We start from the raw sequence: 22576 nt of genomic DNA on the forward strand, positions 1-22576 counted from the left end.
TTTCTCTGACGCGTGGAGTGCCGTGCGCGTGGCGACGGCGTCGGCACACGAGACTGGTGGCCGTCGCGCGGATGCCGAGAACGACACTATGTATTGACTTGCTATCTGCACAAAAGCGTGGAGAAACCGTTACACAGCGGTAACAGTGCGGCGGAATCCTGGCGCTCTTCCGCACAAAACCTGCGCGGAGGACCAGAATGCGCAACAGATCGACATGAAGGAGACCCACGGAGTGTCCGCTCACGACGCAGGGTCCGCAGACGCACGGCGGAGACTCAGCCTGGAGATCCTGCTCGTGCTGGGGCTCTCGCTGGGAGCCTCCGCCGTGTACTCGATCGTGTCGATCACGAATCGGCTGACCCGCTCCACCTCGCTGGCCGACCAGACCGCGACGCTCAACGGCTCCCTGAGTGATCGGCCGACGTTCGACCTGATCTACCAGCTCCTGGCGCTCTTCTTCGACCTCGTGCCGGTGGCGCTCTGCGCGTTCTTGCTGTGGCAGAGTTCGGCGCGGCCGCTCGGGCGGCTGGGGCTGGACGTGACGCGTCCGCTGCGCGACCTTCGCGCCGGGACCCTCTTGGCCGTCGCCATCGGCGCGCCCGGGATCGGACTGTACGTCGTCGGCCGCGCGCTCGGCATCACCGTGGCGGTGAATGCCGCGCCCGAGCACTGGCGGTGGTGGACGGTCCCTGTCCTCGTGCTCTCGGCGATCCGCGCGGGGGTGCAGGAGGAGGTGATCGTCATCGGCTACCTGTATGCCCGGCTAGGAGACCTCGGCTGGGGACGCTGGCAGATCCTCGTCACCAGCGCGCTGCTGCGGGGCAGCTATCACCTCTACCAGGGCATCGGGCCGTTCGTTGGCAACGTGGTGATGGGCGTGGTGTTCGGCCTGGTGTATCAGCGCTTTGGGCGCACGCTACCCCTGGTGATCGCGCACTCGATCATCGACATCGTCTCGTTCGTGGGGTATCCGCTGGCGGTCGGCCTGTGGCCGGAGCTGTTCAGCGCTCCCGCGCGTTCGTAACCGAGGTGGAGAAGCCACTGGAGGGCTCGACAGCGCCCGATCGGCTCTCTCGACCTCGGTTACGAACACGGATTCGCTCCCACCCGAGCGCGCATAGCGTTCCGAGCGGAGCAGGACGGCGAACCAGGTGCAGAGCACCGCGAGACTTGCCGCACTCACCAGGGCGAGCACCGGCGTGAAGGGAACGAAGACGACGGTGCTGACGAGTTCGGCGGCGATGAGCACGATGAGCACTCCACGGACGGTCGTCGGCGACATCAGCGTGCACAGGTACGCGCCGAGCGGTGCCCCGAGGGCAACGACGGGCGCCGCGACGATCCAGTACTCCACCACGACGCCCTCGAAGTCCTGCACGAGGAAGACGTGGGAGAGGAACGCGGCAATCGAGACGATCGTCATCAGCACCACGGTCGTTGGCGTCGTGATTTTCTCGGAGACGCGGAACAGCAGGACCAGGAGGACGAACATCACGGTGTTCTCGCCCACGCCCGCGACTCCGCTCAGCAGTCCGCCGGCGAGGCCGACGGCGGCGACGAGCATCCGCTCCCGCGCTCCCCAGACGGGGATCTCGAGGTGGCGACGGTAGGTCCGGGAGCGCAGTTGCAGGATCAGCGCGACGGCGAGCGAGACAAGGAGCATCGTGAACAGGACGCGCACCACCGGCAGCGGAATCAGCGGGGCGATCAGCGTCGTGCTGACCAGGACGCCGGCCACTCCCGGCACGGCACCCCAGCCGAGCACTCTGCGCTCGATGGGGATCCGGCAGAGCAGGATCGAGAGCGAGGCCGCGGTCATCCCGATGCTCTGGATGGCGAAGGAGAAGGTGCGTGCGGTGTCCGCCGGCACCGCGAGGAGCTTGGTCAGCACGGGGAACGCGATGGCTCCCCCGCCCTCGCTCGTGCCGCCGCCGACGAGCGAGCCGAACGCCATCGTCAGGGCGACGGGCCAGTGTTCGCCGAGGAGGTCGGCGTAGCGGGGGCCGAAGAAGACGCTCCAGATCGACCACACGACGAGCGCGAGGAGGCCGTTGACCAGGATCACCCGCGGGATGCGGCGGGGGCGGTGGGCGCTCATGCGTGGCTCCGCTCTGCCTGCTCCAGGAGCACCTCGGCCTCGGGCAGCGGTGGCGACTCCGTGTTCAGGGTGCGGAATTCGACAAGGAAAAGCAGGGGAACGATCAGCACGAGGGCGAAGGCGGCGGCAAGCCAGAAGACCGACTCGACGCCAATCAGATCGGCGACCGGGCCGGCCAGCGCCAAACCAATCGGCATCGCCACGAGGTTTCCCGCCCAGTCGTAGGCGCCGACCTTCGAGCGCGAGCCCTCGGGCACCTGGCTCTGCAGGAGGGTGTCCCAGATCGTCGCGAAGTAGCCGATGCCGATGCCGCCGAGCACCTGCGCCCCGAGCACGAGCGGCAGGTCGGCGCCGAGTGCGAGCAGCGCGGAGGGCACCGCCTGGAGCAGCAGCCCTGCCGTGCCGATGAGGAGGGGCCGTCGGGTGGGCACGGCCATCGACGAGACCGCTCCGATCAGGATGCCCGCGGACAGGGCGGCGGCGATCGCGGCCCAGCTCCACGGACCGTCGAAGCGGGTCGTGCTGATGACCGGGCCGAGGACGTAGAGCGGAGCGACCACGAGCATGAAGTACCCGGATCCGGTGAGGATGCCGGCCCACAGCCAGCGGGTCCCGGAGACCAGGCGCCAGCCGGCGAGGATGTCGCGGCCGAAGGTGGGCCGGTCGCCCCGCGCCTGTGCCTGGGCGATCCGCATCCGGGAGAGGGCGAGCGCGCTGAGGGCGAAGGTGGCTGCGTCGGCGAGGAACACGACGCCGGGCGAGGCGAGGGCGAGCGCGGTGGCGGAGACGACGGGGCTCACGATGTCGGTGACGCCGGTGGTGAGCACGATCATCCCGTTCGCCTTCTGCAGGACCTCGCGCGGGACGGTATGCGGGAGGATGCCGGTGGCGGAGGGGTTGAAGAACGCGGTCGCCACCCCGAACAGCACGTTCAACAGGGCGAGGGAGAGGACCGTCGCGGACCCCGTGAGTAGCAGGATTCCCGCGGTCGCTTGCACGAGAGCGCGCGCCGTGTCGGCGGAGACCATCAGCGTCCGGCGGTTGAGGCGGTCGGCGAAGACGCCGCCGAAGAGGAGCATGACACCGGTCGGCAGGATGCGTGCGGCGAGGACGATCCCGATGTCGGCCGGCCCGCCGCCGATCTGGAGGACGGCGAAGACCATCGCGATGCTCACCAGGCCGGTTCCGAGCATCGACACGGACCGCGAGAACCAGAGGTTGCGGTAGGCGGGGTAGGCGAACGGACTGGTGGGTCTGGTCATCGCAGGATCTCCTCGGCGGACGGGACGGCGGGCGCGACGGCTGCAAAGCGGTCGAGGCGGAAGTCGGGAGTGAGCAGGGCCGGGTCCTCGGCGGCGACGGCGTCGGCGAGAGAGCGCGCCAGTGCCGGCGCGAAGGCGAGCCCGTCGGAGTGGCCCGCGCTGAGCCAGAGCCCGGGTCTGACGCGGTCAACGACCGGGAGGCCGTCGGGGAGCCAGGACATTGCGCCGGCCCAGCGCGAGCGCACGGGCGGAAGTTGGATGTCGGGGAAGAGACGCGGGAGGACCTGCTCGATGGCCTCCTGGGTGGGCGCCGTGACCGAGGCTGTTTCGTCGGCTGAGAGGGTGTCCTCGGGCCGTCGGCAGCCGCCGATGAGGATCTCGCCGGACGCGAGCTGGCGGAGGTACTCGCCGTTCTCGCCGAGCGAGCTGGTGACCAGAGCCCCCAGGACGGGCCTGGCGGGCACGGTCGCGAGCATCTGCGCGGAGGCCACGGTCACCGGCAGCATTGCATCGGGCAGGAGGGCCGCGCTGCGCGCTCCTGCGGCGATGACGCACTGCCGGGCCAGCACCGTCCCCGCGGTGGTCGTCAGCATGACGTTCTCCTCCCCCACGCGGAGGGATTCGACCCGGGCCGAGTATGCGATCCGGGCTCCCTGCGCCCGTGCGAGGAGCTGCAGACGGGCCAGCAGCGCGGCCGGATCGACGGCGACGGCCGAGGGAAGCAGGAGCCCTCCGCGCACGAGAGCGGACGGCGGGGAGTCGACGTAGCGGCGCAGACCCGACCGGTCCAGGATCTCGGCCGGCCACCCCTCCTGCCGCAGCGCCGCGGCGAGCATCGGCCCGAACTCGTGCTCGCGATCGGAGGTGGCCACGTGCAGGGCCGGGGCGGCGCTCGCGCTCGGCTCGGCGGCGAGCGCGCGGATCGACTCGCCGACGACGGCGAGCACGCGGGCGGCGCGCTCCTCGTCGCCCTGGAGCAGGGCGTGCACCCAGCCCTCGGGAGCTGGGACGAGCATCCCTGCTCCCGCCTCCGCCGGCGAGGAGTCGGCCGCCGCCTCCAGCAGCAGGACATCGACGCCGAGCCGAGCCAGCGCGAGCGCCGTGCTACTCCCCGCGAGGCCCGACCCGACGACCACGACCGCCGCCTCCGCCGGCAGTGCCGGGGCAGCCGCCGGCGCACCGCCGGGCCGCAGCCCCGCGATGCGCCGGTCGGACCAGAGGGAGGCCGTGGCCGCCGGGGCGCTCATTCGCTCGGGTCCTCCTGGACCAGGCCGAAGCGGTTGCCCTCGTGGTCGCGGAACTCCGTGAACTTCACGAAGCCGTAGTCCTCGATCGGATCGATATCCAGTCCGCCGGCGAGGGCCGCCTCGTGGGCGACCTGCGCATCCGTGACGGAGAGGCGGACCACCGCAGCCCCCGCAGCCTCCGCTGACTCGAAGAACTGGAGGTAGCACCCGTCGTTGATCCGCCACTCCACCATGCCGGGCATCGGCACGAGGTCGGGCTCGCGTCCGATCCAGCGCTGATGCCAGGTGACGGCAGCCTCGAGATCCCGCACGGGGATCCCGACGGTGACCGCTCCGGCGATGAAGGACCCGACGACCGGGGACTGCGCGTGGTCCACCATGTCAGACCCCCTGTACCGCAGAGGCGTGGGCGAACTCCTCGATCTCCGAGATGATCCCCTCTGCCGGCTCTATCGTGCTCGCCAGCGTGCTCGAGGCCTTGCGCTTGACGGCGACCGGCGTGGTCTCGTTCCCCTCGAGGTAGAGGGGGACCATGCCCTGCTGTACATAGGGCAGCTTCACCGGCGGGATGTGGGTGACCTGCGACTGCATCACCGCCGCCTCCCGGTTGTGGATGTAGCCCATCGGCGTCTCGAGGACCAGGTTGACCAGCTGGGTGCTCGTCACGGGCTCGGTGCCGAAGGCGACGTCCTCGGCCACCTCGAGTCGGCCGAACGTCGGGCGGATCATCGGGTCGACACCGCGGCCGACCAGTAGCTTCACTGGCACGTCCTTGCCGAAGAGGGTCCGGCTGCGGCCGACCGTGATCAGCCGGTAGATCTCGAGGTCGTAGCGGAGCGTTCCGTCGGCCGTCATGGTCGGATCGGGAACACGCACCTCGCACTCGGTCGTGTACAGCTCCAAGGTCTCGGTGGGCGCGGTCTCATCGAACGGGTCCGCCCCCATTCGAACATCGAGCACGGTCTTCGCCTCAAGGAAGTACCCAAAGGTGCCGTCCGAGATGCGTCGCCGCGGGAGTTGATGGGCCGCCATTTCGAGCAGCCTGTCGATCATCGTCTTTGCCATGAATTCATTCCTGTCTTCTCGTCGTTGCCTGGTCATTGCCGACGGGGAGGCGCAAGCGGAGTGATGCGAGAGTGCATCATCCGCCGTCGAAGAAGTCGTCGTCCGCAGGGGCCCTCCCCCTCCAGTGCGGATGCTTCTTCGGCTGTCAGTGTCGAGGACAATCCTTTCTTCCGTCAATGCCATTCACGGAATCGCTGATAAGTCCCGGCACTTCTTTTCCGCGGAGTCGTACTCGGACTCCTCCACGAGGTATCTGGGTCATTCGAGCCTGCACGCGGAGAGGATTCGAGGAGAGGTCCTCGATCTCGTAGCGCCCGAGGAGGACGGACAGCCATGCTGTTCCCTCGACGTCGGCGAGGCGCTTTCCTGGGCAGCCGCGCGGACCGAGGCCGAACGTCAGATCGCTTGGTTGACCGATGGCCTGGGCCTCGTGCTGCGGCGTGCCGACCGGGAGGACCACCTCGTCGCCCGCGCGGATTGTGTGCCCGTCGACCACGTCATCCGCCATCGCCCGCCGCGAGATCAGCCAGACCGGCGGTCGCGCCCGCACCGACTCGGCGAAGAACCTCGCCGCGACACGACGCTCCAGCACGGGAACTGCGGACTGCGCCTCCTGAGCAATCGCGTGACGGGTCTCTGGCGCTTGTGCAAGCTCGAGGACCGCCCACGCGAGCGAGGTGGCCGTGGTCTCGTAGCCGGCCAGCAGTAGTGAGCGCAGGCCCGGCTCGTCGGCCCAGCCCTCGTTCCGCGCCTGTGGTCCCAGCCCCGCGAGCAGGTCGGAGCAGAGAGCGTGCAGCGCGGCGTCCGCCTCGCGCAGTCGAGCGTCTGCGCGCCGGCGCCAGCGAGCCGGGACCGCCGCGAGAGTGAAACTCTCGAACATGGCCGCGTCCTGGAACACATCGAGAGCCTCGACGACCTCGGCAGCGGGGATGGGCGGGAGATCAAAGGCTGCGCTGAGGCAGTCCAGCGTGTACTGCGCGAGGGGCAGGGTGAGGTCGACGACCGCCTCCGCCTCCCCCTCGGGAACCAGGCTGCTGATGGAGCGCTCGGCGAGGGCGAGCACGGTCCCACTCATCTCGGCGACGCGCCGGGAGCGCAGCCGCGCGACGACCGGCGAGCGGTGCCGCTGCCACACCTCGCCGTCGGCGGTCAGCACACCCGGGCCGAGATGCGCGCCGATCTCGGCCTGGCCCAGCCCTTTGACGTAGTTGGCGGCGTTCTCGATCAGCACTCGCCGCTGCGCGCCTGCCGAGCCGAGTACCACGATGTCCTTGCCGGGAAGCGGCAGAGCAACTCCCTCGGGGAAGCGCGAAGAGAGGTCACGAAACGCCGCGGGGAGATCCCCGCGCATCCTGCGGATCGTCGTCGGCAGCTCGCGCATCGGGAGCCGGCGGACCCTCGGGTGCACGCTCACTCGCGGACCAGAAGGGGTGTGGGGCGGGCCGAGGGAACGGCGAGCACGGACGTCGCGGCGGGGGTGGGAACCGCCTGTCGGCGACGCACGAGCGCGAGGACTCCGAGCCCGATCCCCCGACCCAGGCAGACCAGCGTGAGCGAGTAGAACAGCCCGTACGGCACTCCGAGTGCCGCGAGCACGCCGTAGACCGCCGCGATCGAGAGCCCGAACAGCCACTGCCGTCCCGGCTTCGTGGGTGTCGTCCCCGGGTCGGTAATCATGTAGCAGGTGAAGAGCACGAATGCCGTGCCCATCGGCACCGACATGATCGACGCGAAGCGGTCGCCGAGGAATACGTCGCGCACGAGGGCCTGGAGCACGAAACCCACGAACCAGGCGAGCATCAGCGGCCACTTCCGGGTCAGCTTGATGTTGAGCAGCAGGCCGGTGCTGAGCAGGATCGCCGGCACGATCCAGTCCCAGATCCCCGAGACGTTCTCGGTGAAGTGGTACGGGGGCGCCGGTCCGACCCAGCTGAAGAAGAGCAGCATGACGGAGATCGCGGCGTTGGAGGGGTTGAGGACGTGGCGCCAGCGACCTCCCACGGGCACGCGGAAGAGAAGCTTCGAGGCCGCCGCAACAGCGTTCGCGAGGACGAATTCGAGGTAGCGGTCACCGGGATAGATCAGTAGGGCGATCGCCGAGCCCATGATGTGCGCGGGGAGGAGAAAGACGACGAGGGCACGGCCACCGCCCGCGAACGCCGGTCGCCTCCCTGTCGCCTTCGCGTCGATCGCCTCGAAAGCCAGCTCGAATGCGTAGGCGGAGGCGAGGGACACCAGCCACTGCGTCCAGGACTGCTCGAAGCCGAGGAAGGCCCGCCCGACGACCGTGAGCACGGTGATCGAGACCGCGAATCGCACCAGCGCGGCGACGCGGAGGTCCTTCGCGGGGGCGGCAGCGGGCGGGCGTTGGGCGACCGGTGCGGGCGGCGCGGCTGCGGCGCGAGGTGCCGCGTCGACGCGGGAGTCATCGAGAGTGGTCATCGTCCTGTCTCCGATCCGAGTACGAGCGTCCAGGAGCCGGGCGGGAGCGTGATCGTCCCCGTCTGCCGGCTGCCGTCGCGATCCCGCCAGGACAGGGTGACCTCGGTGTCGCCATCGGCATCGCCCTGCCCGAAGTGCGCTTGCGGGGCGCGGACGCTCGCGTGTCCGTTCCCGCCGTCGATCTGCTGGGGGGCGCGATCCGGGACCGAGACGACGGCGCCGACCGCCGGGGAGGCGAGGATGCCGCCCGCGTCGGCCCGCGGCACCGCGCGGACACTGTCTCCGACCGAGCCTGGCTCGAGCACGACGCGCAGGTTCAGGCCCGACCCGCAGTTCGGGCACTCGTTGAGGTGGAAAGTCGAGGGGGCGAACTGCTTGGCAACCGCCACGTCCAGATCGCCGTCGCCGTCCACGTCTGCGGTGGCGACGCCCCGGCTGGGGACGCGGCTGTCCAGGCCTGCGGCCGCGGCGACATTCGCCCACATGCCATCGCTGCTCCTCGTAAAGAAGGCATCCGGCTCGTTCCCCGAAATGTCGACACCGGCGCTAAAGTCCGGCCAGTTGGCTACGTCCTCGAACCGGCCGTCCTGCGCAGTCCCGAGTTCCTGGAGCTGCGGCCAGCCGCTGCGCTTGTCCCCGCGGACAAAGCCCGTGCTCTGCAGGAGCTCCTGCGGGCCGTCGTTGTTGAAGTCGCCGAACTTCGCGTCCCACGCCCAACCCGAGTTGGCCAGCCCGAGCTGTGTCGCCCGGTCGGTGAACGGGGCGGCGCCCTGGGCCATCCGCTCCGGTTCGCCGTCGTTGACCCAGGCTAGGTGCGTTTCGACCAGCCCGTAGGGCGAGCCGAGGCTACTGACGAACAGGTCGGTCCAGGAGTCGCCGTTGAGGTCGCCGAAGTCGACGCCCATCCCCTTGAAGGAGTCGTGGCCGAGGATCGTCGACTTGGGGTCGTCCACGGTACGGGCTCCCTCCACCGAGTCGAAGTCGATCCGGCCCACGGTGGAGACGTTGTGCAGCAGGTAGTCGCGCCCGAAGTCGTTGGCGACATAGAGCTCCGGGAGCGCATCGCCGGTGAGGTCCTGGGCGCCGAGAGCGAGCGTCCATCCGCTGGCCTCCTGCTCGGTGAACGCGTCCGATTGCTCCTCGAAAGCCACCGACGGCGGGGTCGACTCGGTCGCCGGGGTGGCTCCGGTGAAGCGGAAGACCCGGTTGACGCCTCCGTTCGATGCCGCGGACATTGAGGTCGGCATCGCGTGCGCCGCCTCCTCGGGCCCGCTCCCGGTACGACCCAGGAGGTCGACGTCGTCCGGGAAGTAGTTGCCGATGACGAGATCGAGGTGACCGTCACCGTCCAGATCGGCCGAGGTCGCCGTCTCGGTCGCCCAGCCCTCGGCCGGAGACACGAGGTCCTGAGCGACGAAGGCCTCAGGGCCGAGTTCTGCGGCGGCCCGGAGGAAGAGGACGGGCGAGCGGCCCCAGTACGAGACGAGATAGTCGATCCTGCCGTCCTCGTCGAAGTCGCCGGGGAGGCAGCCGGTGGGGGCCATTTCGACCGGCTCGTAGGGGACGGCGCCGCCGGGGCGCAGCTCCAGGGGCGCGAATCGCTGCGCCGTGCCCGGGACGGGCGCGAGAGTGACGGTGTCCGTGCGCGGGTCGACCAGGCAGGAGTCGTTGTCCTGCCCGTCGCCGTCGGCGTCCGAGAGGCTGACGGCCGCTCCGATTGCCGAGACCCAGCCCGCGACGTGGTCGAAGGCGGGCGGCACTTCGCGAACGCTCTGCCAGATGCCGTGACGGATCGGTTGGAGGTCTTGGGCGGAGAAGGCGAAGTCGGAGGAGACCGCGGCCGGAGCCTGCTGTGCAACCACCGCGGAAACCAGAAGAGCGCAGGTCCCGACAGCGACGAGCCGAGCAGTATTGCGGCGTAGCAGTCCGACCATTTCGACCATTCCCCCCTAGAGCACCCCTCTGCGCTCAGCGTGGGCTCCAGAGTGCTGGGACATCGAGTCCAGAGTCAAGAACTTTTTTGCCGTTCTATTCGTTCGCATAGATTGTTCACAGGGCCGAAACATTGATCTCCCTCCACTGTGAAGACAGCCACTCCCCCGCCTCTCGAAGAAAAGAGACAGGACATGGCCGTCGTCTTGACAGGCCGAGAGAGCGCCGATAGACATAGGCCGAAACAAGCCGAATGGGGATGCCTTCGGACAGTAGATCGGGGGATGTCCGTGAGTTATTCGTCGACTACTCGGCGCAGAGGAACATCGGCTGTCGCGAGAATTTTCTCTTCGGACTCCGTCTTTGTGCGACAAGTTTCTGGGGTTCGAAAGGTCTTTGGCGCTCGAAAGCTCTCTGACGCTCTCACTCTCCGACCAGAATCCGTCCGGGTCTCTGGACGCTCGACGACGCTGCGGAACCCGACGCAGATCGCCGCCGCGGACACCGCCGCCGTCTCGTTCGCCGCCGGCTACACGGCCGCTCTCGGCGCACGCCCGGGCGGCCTGCACTCGCGGCTCGAGGCCGTCGTCGCCAGCGAGAACCTCGGTTTTGCCGTCGAGGGCGCGGCCATGGCTCGGACGATGCTCGACCTGCTCGACCCCCGCTCGACCCTGACGGCCGGTGCCGGGCCGCGGGCACGGGCGCTTTTGGAGGAGTTCGGCTCCTCCCATCCCTACACGCTCCACGCCGGTGTCGGCTGGGCCTACGACCGCCTGCGCCGCCGTCCGCCCGAGCCCGGGCGGGGCTGGGACCCGCTGCTGCGCGCGCTGATCGACGACGGCTGGGGCTTCTCCCGCGTCTTCGCCCGGGGCGCCGAGCACTGGTCGAGCGTCCGCGCCCCGCGCTCTGCCTCCGATCTGCGACGGATCCACGTCGACCAGGGGGTGGGCCGGGCACTGTGGTTCGTCCTCGACGGCGACGAGATTCCCGCCGCCATCGCCTCCGTCGCTCCCGAGCGGCGCGGCGAACTCTGGACCGGACTCGGCCTCGCCCTGACATACGCGGGCTGCCCGGTCGCGACCGCGTCCTCGCTGCGCCTCGCCGCAGGAGAGCACGGCGTGGACGTGGCGGTCGGATCTCTCCGCGCCGCCCGCGCGCGCTCCTTTGGCGGCGTCGGCTCGGCCGCGATGGAGGGGACGGGCGCAGCGCTCATCGGCCTGCCTCTTGAGGACGCACTCGCGCTGCACGATCGCGCGCTCGAGGGGCTGGATCCCGAAAACGATCCGGGTGCCTATCGCCGCTGGCAGCTTCGGGTGCGCCAGGCGCTCCTGCACGCCGAGCGGAGCGGCCAGAGCGGCAGCGCCCCGACCCGCACCGCCGAGCCGACCCGCACGCGGCGCTGACCGACCAGCCCGTGCCCACCCCCGAAGGAGAGAGCATGCACCGAGACGAGATCGCCGTTGTCGCCATGGACTGCGAGTACCCGGACGCCTCCTCGCCGGCCGAGCTGTGGACGAACGCGCTGGAGCAGCGGCGCTCGTTCCGACGCATCCCGCCGCAGCGCCTCGCTCCGGAGTACTTCGGCACGGCCGAGGACGCGGATCTGATCTCGTCCCCCGTGGCGGCCCTACTGACCGGCTACTCCTTCGACCGCCTCGCCCAGCAGGTGAGCGGGCAGACGTTCCGAAGCACGGATATGACGCAGTGGCTGGCGCTCGACGTCGTCGGCCGGGTCGTCGCGAAGCTGGACGGCGTCCTCGGCACGGTGCCGAAGGAGCGCGTGGGCGTCATCGTCGGCAACAGCATGGGCGGCGAGTTCGCGCGGGCGAACACGCTGCGGCTGCGCTGGCCGTACGTCGCCCGGTCGCTGGCGACCGCGCTCGCGGCCGAGGGAGTGGGAGCCGCCGAGCGCGAGCGGCTCGTGGCGGCGACGGAGGCAACCTACAAGCAGTCGTTCGCCGAGCCGACGAGCGACACTCTCGCGGGCGGTATGGCCAATGTGATCGCTGGTCGCATCTGCAACGTGTTCGACTTCGGCGGCGGCGGCTACACCGTCGACGGCGCCTGCTCCTCCTCTTTGCTGGCGGTCACCACGGGCGCCACAGCCCTGGTCCGTGGCGAGATGGACATCGCCCTGGTCGGCGGCGTCGACCTGAGCATCGACCCATACGAGCTGGTGGGCTTCTCGCGCGCGACAGCGCTGGCTCCGGAGCTGATGCGCGTCTACGACCGGCGCTCGCAGGGTTTCTGGCCCGGGGAGGGCTCGGGCTTTCTCGCGCTGATGCGAGCGGAGGACGCCGAACGCGCGGGCGTGCGTCCGCTCGCGATCATCTCGGGCTGGGGAGTGACTTCCGACGGCGCGGGCGGCACCACCCGTCCAGAAGACGAGGGCCATACCCGCGCCATCGAGCAGGCCTGCGCCCGCGCGGGCTGGGAGCCGGCATCCGTCGACTTCTACGAGGGGCACGGCACGGGGACCGCCGTCGGTGACGCCACCGAGCTGCGGGCCATCGCCAACGCGCGCGGTGACGGGGCACGGCCGGCCTGGATCAGCTCGGTAAAGGCCAACATCGGACACACCAAAGCGGCGGCTGGAATCGCCAGCATGATGAAGACCATCGCGGCGCTGGACTCGGCCACTATCCCGCCGGCCACCGCCTGCGTCGATCCGCTGCCGATCCTCACCGACCCGCGGTCGGCCCTGAGCATCACGCGCGAGCCTCGGCCCGCGCCAGAGGACCGGGAGATTCGGGCGGGAGTGAGCTCGATGGGCTTCGGCGGGATCAATGCGCACGTGGCCCTGCGCTCGGCCGGGTCACGCACTCCCGCGCCCCGCCGCCGCCGGATCGACCCGCAGGACGTCGAGGTGATCGCCTTCGGCGCCGTCTCGTTCGCTAACCTCGCGGTGCATGCCCGCGAGACCGCTCGACGCCTCGCCGATCGCAGCATGGCGGAGGTACACGATTTCTTGGTGCGTTCAGGAGGCCCCGGCGGCGGCTTCGTCCGCGGTGCCGTCCTCGTGAGCGGACCGATGGACACGGGCGCCGCGCTGGACCGACTCGCCGCACTGGCCGATGTCGCAACTCTCGAGAGCCCCACACTCATCGATCCGGTCGGCGGAGTCTTCCTCGGCGTGGCCCGGCCCGACCCGGAGATCGTCCTTCTGTTCCCCGGGCAGGCGGCACCGGTGCGCAGCAGTGATGGTTTCGCCGGGCGTCGCTTCGGCGGGCCTCGCGTCGAGGGGCTGGCCTCCCCCTCCTTCCCCGGCGCCAGCACTGCCGTCGCTCAGCCGGCGATCGTCCGGCAGAGTCTGCGCGCGGCACGGATCCTCGAACGACTCCGCATCGCGGCGTCGAGCGCGGTCGGGCACTCCATCGGCGAAGTCGCGGCACTCGCGTGGGCGGGAGCGCTCGGCGACGAGGAGGCCGTCACACTTGCCGCACGCCGCGGGGCGGCAATGGCCGAATTCTGCACGGAGCCCGGCGGAATGACCGACGTGCAGACCGATGCGGCCACGGCTCTGACCCTCGCGGGCGACCTCCCGCTGACCGTCGCCGCGCGCAACGGACGCCGACGCACGGTGCTCGCCGGCCCGCCCGAGGCGCTCGACGCGCTCGAGATGCGGGCCAGGGGCCGCAGCATCGGGACCACGCGGCTCGGTGTGTCGAATGCTTTCCACTCGCCGCTGATGGCTCCGGCGGTCGCCCCCTTTACCGCCGCGCTCGCCGAGATCCCCTTTGCGGCACTCGACCGGCGAGTCGTCTCGAGCGTCACCGGCGACGACCTGGCGCAGGACACCGATCTCGTGGACTTGCTCGCACGCCAGGTGAGCGCTCCGGTGCTGTTCGAGGCTGCGCTGGAGCAGGCTGCTCGCTCCGCCGATCTCGTGATCGAGGCGGGGCCGGGGAGCGTCTTTGGCCGCCTAGCCGAGGGTGTGGTCGGCGTGCCGGTCGTGAGCACCGACATCGGGAGCGAATCGGCGCGGGAACTGCTCGTCGTCGCCGCCGCGGCCTACGTCGTCGGATCCGACGTGGACTGGTCGCAGCTGCTTCCCCTCCGTCGGGCGAGCGCCGTCGATCCGCTGCGCGCCCACGAGTACCTCGTCAACCCGTGCGAGTCGCGCGTGGGCGCCGCTGCGGCGGCTCCGGTTGTCGCTGCGGAGCACCCGCCGGTGCTCGACGCTCCGGGTGCCGCGCGGGATGCTCCGGTGCCGCTCGCGCCGGTGCTCGACGCGCCCGTGTTCGAGGTTCCTGTCGTGGACGCCCCGGTGGCCCAGGCTCCTCTTCTCCCGCGGCTCGCGCCTGTCGCTGACGCTCCCCTGCCCGCGGCGGCAGAGGCGGCGGATCCGCTGCGCGTGGTGACCGAGGTCATCGCCGAGATCGCCGAACTGCCCGGATCCGCAATCACGCCGGGCTCCCGCCTCCTCGCCGACCTTGGCCTGAACTCGCTGACAGCGGCCTCCATCGCCGCAACAGCCGCGCGTCGGCTCGGCGTCGCGTCGGCGCTCGCTCCGGGAGAGGTCGTCGGAGCGAGCGTCGCCGAACTCGCCGATCTGCTCGCCGGAGCGGCGGGAGCGGAGGTCGTGCAGACGGTCAGCGGCGTCCGCTCCTGGGTGGAGCCGTTCGCCGCGCGCTGGACGCCGTCGACCCCGATGGCCAGCGGGGACCAGGGTTGGACGATCCAGCAGAGCGGACGTGACGCCACAGGTCCCCTTGCCGGCGCCCTCACCTCCGTGTTCAGCGGCTCCCGCTCCGCCGGGCGCACTGCCATCGTCCTCTCCGCCCCCTCCGAGCACACCCCGGCCGCGGCCTGGGCGTACCTCTCCGCTCTCACGCGCGCCGCTGCGGCCCGCCCGTCGCGGCTACTCGTCCTGCATCCGGGCGACGGCGCAGGAGCGGTGAAGTCGCTCCAGCACGAGTATCCGGACATCGTGGCCGCGACGCTCGACGTCTCCGCGCTCGAAGGCGCGAGCGCCAGCGTCGTGCGCGACGCGCTCACGGCCGCCCGCCACCGCGTGGAATCGGCGACAGGGTTCGTCGAGCTGCGAGCGGATGCTGCGGGCAGCCTGGAGGAGTCGGACCTGCGCTGGATCGGCAGCGACCGGCCCGCCCCGGGGAGGGGACGACTCGCTCCGGGCGACGTCCTCGTCGTCACAGGAGGCGCTCGCGGCATCGGACTCGCGTGCGGGCTCGCCGCCGCGCGCAGCCTGGGCGTGGTGCTTGCGATGATCGGGCGCACCAACCCCGACGATCCCGACATTGCCGCCGTGCTTGCGAGTGCCCGCGCAGAGGGCCTGCAGGCGCACTACTACCGCGCCGATGTCGCCGAGGCGGCGCACCTTCAGCACGCAATGCAGCGGATCGAGTCCGAGCTGGGCCGCGTCGCCGGGATCGTCTGGGCGAGCGGAGTCAACACGCCCACCGCCCTGGACGGCCTGCGCCGCGACGAGGTCGAGCGCACCGTGGCCGCGAAGTGCGGCGCCCTCGACCTGCTGCCGGGCATGCTCACGCGGGCGCCTTCGGTGATCGTCGGATTCGGCTCGATCATCCAGCGCATCGGTTTGCACGGCGAGGCGCACTACGCGCTCGCGAACGGCTGGCTGGAGAGTTCTCTCGCCACGCTCTCGGCGGCCTGGCCCGAAGCCGGCATCGGCACGATCGAGTGGAGCGCGTGGTCCGGAGACGGAATGGGCTCGTCGCTGCTGGTGCTCGATCAGCTCGCCCGCGCGGGCGTGACTCCGCTGAGCGTCGAGCACGGCGTCGAGGCCTTCCTCGATGAGCTGCGGCGGTTCGAGACCGGCCACCGACCCCCGGTCGTCCTCGCCTCGCGCTTCGGCACGCCGCCCACTCTTCCGGATCCCAGCGCCTCGCTCCCCGTCCTGCGCTTCCTCGAACAGCCCCTCGTGCACACCGCCGGTCTCGAACTCGTCACGGAGGCGGAACTCTCCTGGGGCACCGACCCCTACCTCGCCGAGCACACGCCGGACGGCACGGCCGTCGTGCCGGGGGTACTGCTCCTCGAGGCGATGGCTCAGGCTGTGCTCGGGCTCACCGGCGAGCGCCCCACTGGATTCGCCGACGTCCGCTTCAGCCGCGCAGTAACGGTGGCCGACGGCGAGCGCCGCCGCCTGCGCGTCGCCGCTCTCGCCGGCGCGGACGGTTTGGTGGACATCCGCATCCGTACCGACGAGACGGGCTTCGCCGTTGACCACGCCGGCGCCCGAGTCCTGGTGCGCGGCTCGACACGCGACGAGGGGACGGGAGCGGCGCGCCCACTCGGGACAGTGCCGCGAGCAGCGCAGGACGTCCCGGACGAGTTCTACGAGGACCTCCTCTTCCACGGCCCACGGTTCCGGCACGTCACCGGATTCGCCGGGATCCACGCCGACGTCACGACCGCACGAATCGCGGCCGGCGGGGCGCCCTCGTGGTTCTCCGCATACCTCCCAAGCCGCCTGATCCTGGGCGACCCCGGGATCCGCGATGCGATGATCCACGCCTCCCAGGCATCCGTTCCCGAGGCGAGGATGCTGCCGACTGCCATCGAGAGCATCCGCATCGGCCCCGCCCGCGACGAGGGGACAGAGCCCACCGTGCTGACCACGCGTCAACGCTCACATCGCGACGGTGTGCTCGTGGTCGACCTCACCCGCAGCACGGCGGATGGTCGGCTGATCGAGAGTTGGCAGGGTCTGCGGCTCATCGCCGTCGGCGCGACTCCTGTTCCCGCCGCCTGGTCGCCCTCGCTGGTGGGGCCGCTCCTGGAGCGCGGTGTGGAGGAAGTGACCGGGTCGATCCTGACGCGGGTCGTCGTGACGACGGGCGCCGATCGTGAGGCGCGCGTCGAGACGGCGCTGGAGCGACTGCTCCCGGACGGGGTGGAGAACGAGATCCTGGACGGGTCAGCGCCCGGGCTCACCCGCAGAGTCGACGGTGCGCCCCTCCTGACCGCCGCCGGCGGGCGCGTGAGCATCGCCCACGCGGAGGGCCTGTCCCTCGTGGCCCACGCTCCGTGGGCGGTCGGCGTCGATGTCACCCCGCTGCGCTCCGAGGCGCCGACGGATGTGCTCGCGCCCGCGCTCCAGCAGCTCGCCCGAGAGATCGCCGCGGCGACGGGAGAACCGGGGCGGACCAGCCGCAGCCGCGCCTGGGCGGTCGAGGAGTGCCGGATCAAGCTCGGTCTCGAGCGCGACGCGCCGGCGACGCTCGCCTCGGTCGGCGAGGACGGGAACGTGGTCGTCGTCGATCTCGGCAGCCACCTCGTCGTCACCCGACCCGTCCGCCTCCGCGAGCGTGAGGAGCATCTCTTCGCCGTGACCGTCCCGACTCCGTCGGCGGCCGACCTCGCTCCCCTGCGGGCGTCTCGGCTGGAAGTCTCGTGAATCGTTTCGACGCGCCGGCCTTCGAGCACGTGCACACGGTGACCTTCGGTGACACGAACGCGACGGGCAACGTCTACTTCGCGCGGCTATTTGAGTGGCAGGGCACCGTGCGCGAACTCTTCCTCGTCGGGCACGCGCCGGAGGTCCTGGCCGCGCTCGGCGCCGAGGTCAGTTTGGTCACCGTGTCGGCGAGCGCGCAGTTCCTCGCGGAACTCTGGCCGTTCGACCGGGTCGCGATCCGGCTCAAGGCGGACGATCCGGTGCAGAACCGGATGCGGATGCGCTTTGACTATTGGCGGGTCGGCGGCGAGATCGAGGAACTCGTCGCGACCTCCGAGCAGACCGTCGCCTGGCTGTCCCGGAGCCACCACAACGACGTCCCGAAGCCGCTTCCGGTGCCCGACTCGCTGCGCTCCGCGATCCGCGTCGCGACCGAGGAGTACCGGAGAGCCCGAGCATGAGCGGCGCCACCCCCTCCCGCGGTCGGCTCGCGCGACGCTCCGTCGGGCTACTCGTCTCCTGTGCCCGTGTGCTCGTGGCGTCGGGAGTGCTCGCCGTCCGCCGGCGCAGCGGAGCGACCGACGCTCTCGCCCTCGTGCTCTGGGAGGCGGGCCCCGCGTTCGTCAAGCTGGGCCAGCTCGCGTCCACCCGCCGGGATGTTCTCCCGGACGTCGTCTGCGCGGCTCTAGAGCGAGCACTCGCCCGCGGAGGAGCCGCCTCCGGTGCCGACTCGCCGGGCATCGAGCACGGCTCGGTGGCAACGGTCGTGAAGCGGGAGCATCCCGACGGCCCCCGTGCCATCAAGACGCTGCGAGCCGACGCCGCCCAGGCGCTGCGTACCGATGTCCACCTCGTCTCCTCGCTCGCCCGCGCGGCCCGGACAGCGATGCCCTGGCTGCGCGCGCCGGTCCTCGAACTCCTCCAGGACCTCTGCGTCATCGTCCTCGGCCAGCTCGATCTGCGTCGGGAGGGTCGCACCCTGACCGAGCTGCAGCGGCTCGAGGAGGGACTGCCCGTCCGGCTGCCCCGAGTGATCGAGGCGGAGTCGGACGACGAGCACCTGGTGATGGAGTGGCTGGAGGGCCAGGACGATCCGGTCGAGGAGACCTTCGCCCAGCGGCGGCACCAGGCGCAGACGCTGACCCGGGCGGTGTTCGAGATGGTCTTCCGCTCGGGCCTCGTGCACTGCGATCTGCACCCGGGAAACTGGTGGCTCCTGCCCGACGGCCGCCTGGCTATCGTCGACGCCGGATTCTCGTACAGGATCGACGACGAGACCCGGCTCGGCTTCGCCGATTTCTTCTACGGAGTCGTCTCGGACGATCCCGAGCTGTGCGCCGACCGCGCGCTCAGCGCCTCCTCCCGCACTCTGACCCCGGACGCCGAAGCCGCGTTCCGGCGCGAGATGGCGGTCCTCGTCTCAGAGATGACCGGGCTGCGGGCCCGGGACTTCTCGCTCGTCGCGTTCGCGGGACGCCTCTTCGCGCTCCAGCGGCGCTATGGCGCGTACGCCGATACGGGGTTCATCCTCCCGCTCACGGCCCTGCTCGCCATTGAAGGGCAGGTGAAGTCACTCGACCCCACACTCGACTCGCAGTCGTTTGCCGGGCCGATCATCCTCGCCGCGCGCGCCGAGCGGCGGCACCGAGACGCAGCACTTCTCACTACGTCGGGAGGCGGCGATGACTGACGCGCCGCCTCCACTGACTCGCGGCGAGGCGCGGGAGCGGGCTGACCTCGTCCACGACGTCCGCTATCGGATCGAACTCGACGTCTCGTGCGGTCCCGACTGGTTCGTCTCCTCGTGCACGATCTCCTTCTCTTGCAGGCGGCCCGGCGAGGCCACATTCCTCGAGTTCCGCACCGACGAGGTGCGCGAGGTCGAGGTGAACGGCGTGCCGCTCGCGCCAGAGACCCTGACCGGCGGCAGGCTCCCGCTCGACAACCTCCGCGAGCAGAACGTCGTTCGCGTCGTCGGTCGCTGCGCCTACAGCCGAAATGGGGAGGGCCTGCACCGCGTGGAGGACGAGCGCGGAGTGACGCTGTACACCCAACTCCAGCCCGCGTATGCGCACCACGTCTTCGCCGCCTTCGACCAGCCGGACCTGAAGGCACGGTTCCAGTGGACGCTCCGAACGCCGCCCGCGTGGACCGTGGTGTCGAACACGCCACTCGCCAACAACGACCCGCGCGTGCGGATCTTCGAGCCGACTCCTGCGCTGCCGACCTCCGTCGTGTCCATCGCCGCCGGAGACCTCGCGGTCACCGAACTCGATCCGATCCGCAGCGGCGCCCGCCACCTCCCACTGCGCATCATCAGCCGGCCCGATCTCCACGCCTTCGCGCCCCTGGAGGACCTGCGCAGCACCGTCGAGCAGGGCATCGCCTACTACGAGGGGCGGTTCGGGCAGCCGTATCCCTTCACGAAACTCGACCTCGTCTTCCTCCCCGAGTTCAACGCTGGCGCGATGGAGAACGCGGCCGCGATCGCGTTCGACGAGGACGAGCACCTCTCCCCCTCCGCGGTCTCCCAAGCCGGACGGCAGAGCCGCGCGCAAGTGCTGCTGCACGAGCTGGCACACATGTGGTTCGGCGACCTCGTCACGATGCGCTGGTGGGACGACCTGTGGCTGAACGAGGCGTTTGCCGAACTGCTCAGTTACGAGGCGCTCAGCGAGGCCACGGCGTGGCGGGACGGCTGGGTCGGCTTCGCGACGATGGACAAGTCGTGGGCGAGCTGGCAGGACCAATACCCCACCACCCATCCGATCGCGACCGCCGTCGAGACCGCCGTCGACGCCGAGACCAGCTTCGACGGCATCACCTACGCCAAGGGGGCGAGCGTGCTCCGCTCCCTCGAAGCCCTAATCGGACGCGAGGCGTTCAACCGGGCGCTGCGCACCTACTTCGTGCGCCACGCCTGGGGCTCCGCAGAACTCGCCGATCTGGTCGCCGCGATGCAGGAGCAGACGTCACACGACCTCGACCAGTGGACCGGCGCCTGGCTCCATCAGGCGGGGATCGGGACCGTGCGCGCGCGCCGCGTCACGACGGACGAGGGCGACGTCCTCCAGCTCGATCAGGCGTTCCCGGTCAGCCTCACCGTGCGCGCGCCGCAGAGCCTCACGGCGACCGCGTACCGGCTCGACACCGGCCGGCTACGGCCTGTGCGCACCGAACAGCTAGAGATTGGCGCGGCTGCCGTGCACTCCGCCCCGCTCCCGCCCGAGACGGCCGCCGTCCTCCTCAACGGCGACGACGCCGCCTACCTCCGCCTGCGCCTCGACGAGAGGAGCATCGCGGCGCTCGTGCCCGCCCTCTCGAGCGTGGAGTCGGCGCTCGAGCGGGCGGTGACCTGGAACGCGCTCTGGGACGCCACCCGCGACGCGGATCTGGATCTGGCGACCTTTGTCCATCTGTTCGAACGCAACATCCTCCACGAGACGAGCGCCACACTCTCGGCGCTGACCTACGTCCTCCGGCCGGCGTTTCGCGAGCTGGTGCCCTCGACCGCGCGACGCCACACCGCGCAATCGGGCGGCGACCTCCTCCTCCGGCTGGTCTCGGCCGCGCCGCCCGACGGCGACCACCGTCGTCAGCTCGCGCACGCCGCAGCCGATCTCTGTCTCTCGCCCGCCGCCCGCGCCTGGGCAGCCGACCTGCTCGACGGCGGAGCGGGTGCGCTTTCGGACGATGCCGAGCTGCGCTGGGACGTGATCGTCGGGCTCGCGGCGGGCAGCTCCGACCGAGACGAGACAGCGCGCCGGGTGGAGACGGAGCGGCGGAGCGTCCCGTCGGCGCTCGCCGCCGTGCGCGGGCGGCAGGCTCTCGCCGCGGTGGCCCATCCGGACGCGAAGGCTGACGCCTGGCGCGCGGTTGACTCCGGACAGCTCTCGAACGCCGAGAGCGCCTGGCTGATCCGCGGGTTCCGAATCGCCTGGGACTCGGCTCTCCTCGATCCGTTCGTCGACCCATTCTTCGAGCGGCTGCCCGAGATCTGGCGGGCCGGCTCGTTCGAGATCGGCCGACAGATGATGAAGCAGCTGTTCCCCTTCGGCGCAACCGACGGGCACGACGTCCTCGCCCGGAGCCGGGCCCTGCTCGGGCGCGGGGTGCTGCCTGCGCCCGGAACGCGTCTGCTGATCGAGTCCATCGATGATCTCGAACGGATGATCCGGGTGCGCCGCCGGACCGCTCTGGCCGGTTGACTGTTCGCAACCGAGGTTGAACCGCGCGCAGCGGCCCCCAACACGCTTCCTGGAGCAGTCTGACCTCGGTTACTCACGGTCGACCCGTCTGCGAGCCGGCCAGAGGTGCTCCCCGCGCGCAAGCATCGCCGCGATGGCCGCCTCCGTCCGCTCCCACGACGACACCACCTGCCGGTAGGACAGCCTGAGACAGAGGTAGCCCTGCGCCGTCAGCTCGAGGCTGCGTCGGTAGTCCTCCTCGATCTGCACTGACCCGGAGTGGAAGCGGCGCCCGTCCGGTTCGACGACCAGCCGATCCCCGAGAATCACATCGACCCTCCCGACGTCGCGGATGACGACCTGCGTGCGCACCCGGACGCCCAGTCGCCGACCACACCGGCGGATCCGCGTCTCGAGTCCGGACTGGCAGAGCGGATCGATCTCGCCGAAGACCCACTGCCTCCCGGCGGAAGCGAGCGGGCGCAGGGCGAGGAGATCGTCGAGAGGGATGGTCCCCGAGTTCACCGCACTGTCCAGGGTCATCAGCGCGTCCTCACCGTCGACGCAACTCACCAGGTGCAGAAGAGAGGTGCGCACGCCGTCAAGCGACGCCGTCTCGACACCGCAGCCCTCGAACCGGCGCCAGTGCAGCGTCACACCCGGACCTCCACGGCGCTCGGACGAATGCGAAGGGACAGCGACGTGCAGCCGCCCCGTATCGAGCACCCACAGGCCCCGCGCGGAGAGAGCCGACCCGCAGGTGAGCACTCCGCCCAGCGACACGGCACGACGCTCGTCCTCGGATACCGACGGCAGAGCGAACCAGCCGCGCCGCAGCCGCAGGACGGCACCCTCCCGGACCGCGCCCTGCAACGTCCGCACCGACACTCCTGACGCGGCGAACTGCGCCGTCGTCGCCACCCCGTGCTGCTCGAGGAGCACCTGCCACAACCGATCCATCA

General features: G+C 70.6%; 15 protein-coding genes. 6 read left to right on the forward strand and 9 right to left on the reverse strand.

The window, feature by feature from the left end; genetic code table 11:
• The first annotated feature begins 214 nt into the window (after nt 1–214).
• Nucleotides 215–1024 carry a CPBP family intramembrane glutamic endopeptidase gene (locus tag B0H03_RS08620; protein ID WP_104264415.1) on the forward strand — a complete coding sequence of 270 codons (810 nt, stop codon included), beginning with the start codon at nt 215–217 and terminating at the stop codon, nt 1022–1024.
• Here B0H03_RS08620 and B0H03_RS08625 read toward each other — a convergent pair.
• The 8 genes from B0H03_RS08625 to B0H03_RS08660 form a co-directional block, all read right to left on the reverse strand.
• Nucleotides 917–2098, reverse strand: a complete 1182-nt coding sequence (locus B0H03_RS08625) for a sulfite exporter TauE/SafE family protein (protein ID WP_104264325.1) — start codon at nt 2096–2098, stop codon at nt 917–919. The two genes, B0H03_RS08620 and B0H03_RS08625, sit on opposite strands and share 108 nt — an antisense overlap.
• Nucleotides 2095–3360 carry an MFS transporter gene (locus B0H03_RS08630; protein ID WP_104354303.1) on the reverse strand — a complete coding sequence of 422 codons (1266 nt, stop codon included), beginning with the start codon at nt 3358–3360 and terminating at the stop codon, nt 2095–2097. The genes B0H03_RS08625 and B0H03_RS08630 overlap by 4 nt, the downstream gene beginning before the upstream one ends.
• Nucleotides 3357–4607, reverse strand: a complete 1251-nt coding sequence (locus B0H03_RS08635) for an NAD(P)/FAD-dependent oxidoreductase (protein ID WP_104354304.1) — start codon at nt 4605–4607, stop codon at nt 3357–3359. Before B0H03_RS08635 ends, B0H03_RS08630 begins: the two co-directional genes overlap by 4 nt.
• Nucleotides 4604–4987 carry a VOC family protein gene (locus B0H03_RS08640; protein WP_104264322.1) on the reverse strand — a complete coding sequence of 128 codons (384 nt, stop codon included), beginning with the start codon at nt 4985–4987 and terminating at the stop codon, nt 4604–4606. Before B0H03_RS08640 ends, B0H03_RS08635 begins: the two co-directional genes overlap by 4 nt.
• A 1-nt stretch (nt 4988) precedes the next feature.
• On the reverse strand, nt 4989–5672 hold the full coding sequence (locus B0H03_RS08645; protein WP_104264321.1) for a hypothetical protein: 684 nt from the start codon (nt 5670–5672) through the stop codon (nt 4989–4991).
• 145 nt (nt 5673–5817) lie between these two features.
• Complete coding sequence (locus tag B0H03_RS08650; protein ID WP_127843930.1) at nt 5818–7086, reverse strand: cytochrome P450; 1269 nt, start codon at nt 7084–7086, stop codon at nt 5818–5820.
• Nucleotides 7083–8114 carry an RnfABCDGE type electron transport complex subunit D gene (locus tag B0H03_RS08655; RefSeq protein ID WP_104264319.1) on the reverse strand — a complete coding sequence of 344 codons (1032 nt, stop codon included), beginning with the start codon at nt 8112–8114 and terminating at the stop codon, nt 7083–7085. Before B0H03_RS08655 ends, B0H03_RS08650 begins: the two co-directional genes overlap by 4 nt.
• Nucleotides 8111–10048 carry a CRTAC1 family protein gene (locus tag B0H03_RS08660; protein WP_133248940.1) on the reverse strand — a complete coding sequence of 646 codons (1938 nt, stop codon included), beginning with the start codon at nt 10046–10048 and terminating at the stop codon, nt 8111–8113. Before B0H03_RS08660 ends, B0H03_RS08655 begins: the two co-directional genes overlap by 4 nt.
• 363 nt (nt 10049–10411) lie before the next feature.
• Here B0H03_RS08660 and B0H03_RS08665 point away from each other — a divergent pair, with 363 nt between their 5' ends.
• Genes B0H03_RS08665 through pepN form a run of 5 tightly spaced genes read left to right on the forward strand, consistent with a single transcriptional unit; the run spans nt 10412 to nt 21635 of the window.
• Nucleotides 10412–11449: a DUF1702 family protein gene (locus tag B0H03_RS08665; RefSeq protein ID WP_160487293.1), complete on the forward strand. Its 1038-nt coding sequence runs from the start codon at nt 10412–10414 to the stop codon at nt 11447–11449.
• A gap of 35 nt (nt 11450–11484) precedes the next feature.
• Complete coding sequence (locus B0H03_RS08670; protein WP_104264316.1) at nt 11485–17427, forward strand: type I polyketide synthase; 5943 nt, start codon at nt 11485–11487, stop codon at nt 17425–17427.
• A complete protein-coding gene (locus tag B0H03_RS08675) occupies nt 17424–17888 on the forward strand; it encodes an acyl-CoA thioesterase (protein WP_104264315.1) in 465 nt (154 codons plus the stop codon). The genes B0H03_RS08670 and B0H03_RS08675 overlap by 4 nt, the downstream gene beginning before the upstream one ends.
• Complete coding sequence (locus B0H03_RS08680) at nt 17885–19117, forward strand: AarF/UbiB family protein (protein WP_104264314.1); 1233 nt, start codon at nt 17885–17887, stop codon at nt 19115–19117. The genes B0H03_RS08675 and B0H03_RS08680 overlap by 4 nt, the downstream gene beginning before the upstream one ends.
• Nucleotides 19110–21635, forward strand: coding sequence for an aminopeptidase N (pepN, locus tag B0H03_RS08685; protein ID WP_104264313.1), 2526 nt, complete (start codon nt 19110–19112; stop codon nt 21633–21635). The genes B0H03_RS08680 and pepN overlap by 8 nt, the downstream gene beginning before the upstream one ends.
• Before the next feature lie 69 nt (nt 21636–21704).
• Here the strand turns inward: pepN and B0H03_RS08690 are convergent, their stop codons facing one another.
• Complete coding sequence (locus tag B0H03_RS08690) at nt 21705–22574, reverse strand: type IV toxin-antitoxin system AbiEi family antitoxin domain-containing protein (RefSeq protein WP_104264312.1); 870 nt, start codon at nt 22572–22574, stop codon at nt 21705–21707.
• Nucleotides 22575–22576: the final 2 nt, after the last annotated feature.

This window comes from Rathayibacter iranicus NCPPB 2253 = VKM Ac-1602 (genome assembly GCF_003149025.1).
In the GTDB taxonomy this organism is placed as follows: domain Bacteria; phylum Actinomycetota; class Actinomycetes; order Actinomycetales; family Microbacteriaceae; genus Rathayibacter; species Rathayibacter iranicus.

What these genes read in the sequence shown, in the direction of transcription:
- B0H03_RS08680 (WP_104264314.1), top strand. Translation starts at nt 17,885, where the DNA reads ATGAGCGGCGCCACCCCCTCCCGCGGTCGGCTCGCGCGACGCTCCGTC.
- B0H03_RS08630 (WP_104354303.1), bottom strand. Translation starts at nt 3,360, where the DNA reads ATGACCAGACCCACCAGTCCGTTCGCCTACCCCGCCTACCGCAACCTC.
- B0H03_RS08620 (WP_104264415.1), top strand. Translation starts at nt 215, where the DNA reads ATGAAGGAGACCCACGGAGTGTCCGCTCACGACGCAGGGTCCGCAGAC.
- B0H03_RS08640 (WP_104264322.1), bottom strand. Translation starts at nt 4,987, where the DNA reads ATGGTGGACCACGCGCAGTCCCCGGTCGTCGGGTCCTTCATCGCCGGA.
- B0H03_RS08625 (WP_104264325.1), bottom strand. Translation starts at nt 2,098, where the DNA reads ATGAGCGCCCACCGCCCCCGCCGCATCCCGCGGGTGATCCTGGTCAAC.
- B0H03_RS08645 (WP_104264321.1), bottom strand. Translation starts at nt 5,672, where the DNA reads ATGGCAAAGACGATGATCGACAGGCTGCTCGAAATGGCGGCCCATCAA.
- B0H03_RS08670 (WP_104264316.1), top strand. Translation starts at nt 11,485, where the DNA reads ATGCACCGAGACGAGATCGCCGTTGTCGCCATGGACTGCGAGTACCCG.
- B0H03_RS08635 (WP_104354304.1), bottom strand. Translation starts at nt 4,607, where the DNA reads ATGAGCGCCCCGGCGGCCACGGCCTCCCTCTGGTCCGACCGGCGCATC.
- B0H03_RS08690 (WP_104264312.1), bottom strand. Translation starts at nt 22,574, where the DNA reads ATGGATCGGTTGTGGCAGGTGCTCCTCGAGCAGCACGGGGTGGCGACG.
- pepN (WP_104264313.1), top strand. Translation starts at nt 19,110, where the DNA reads ATGACTGACGCGCCGCCTCCACTGACTCGCGGCGAGGCGCGGGAGCGG.
- B0H03_RS08655 (WP_104264319.1), bottom strand. Translation starts at nt 8,114, where the DNA reads ATGACCACTCTCGATGACTCCCGCGTCGACGCGGCACCTCGCGCCGCA.
- B0H03_RS08660 (WP_133248940.1), bottom strand. Translation starts at nt 10,048, where the DNA reads ATGGTCGGACTGCTACGCCGCAATACTGCTCGGCTCGTCGCTGTCGGG.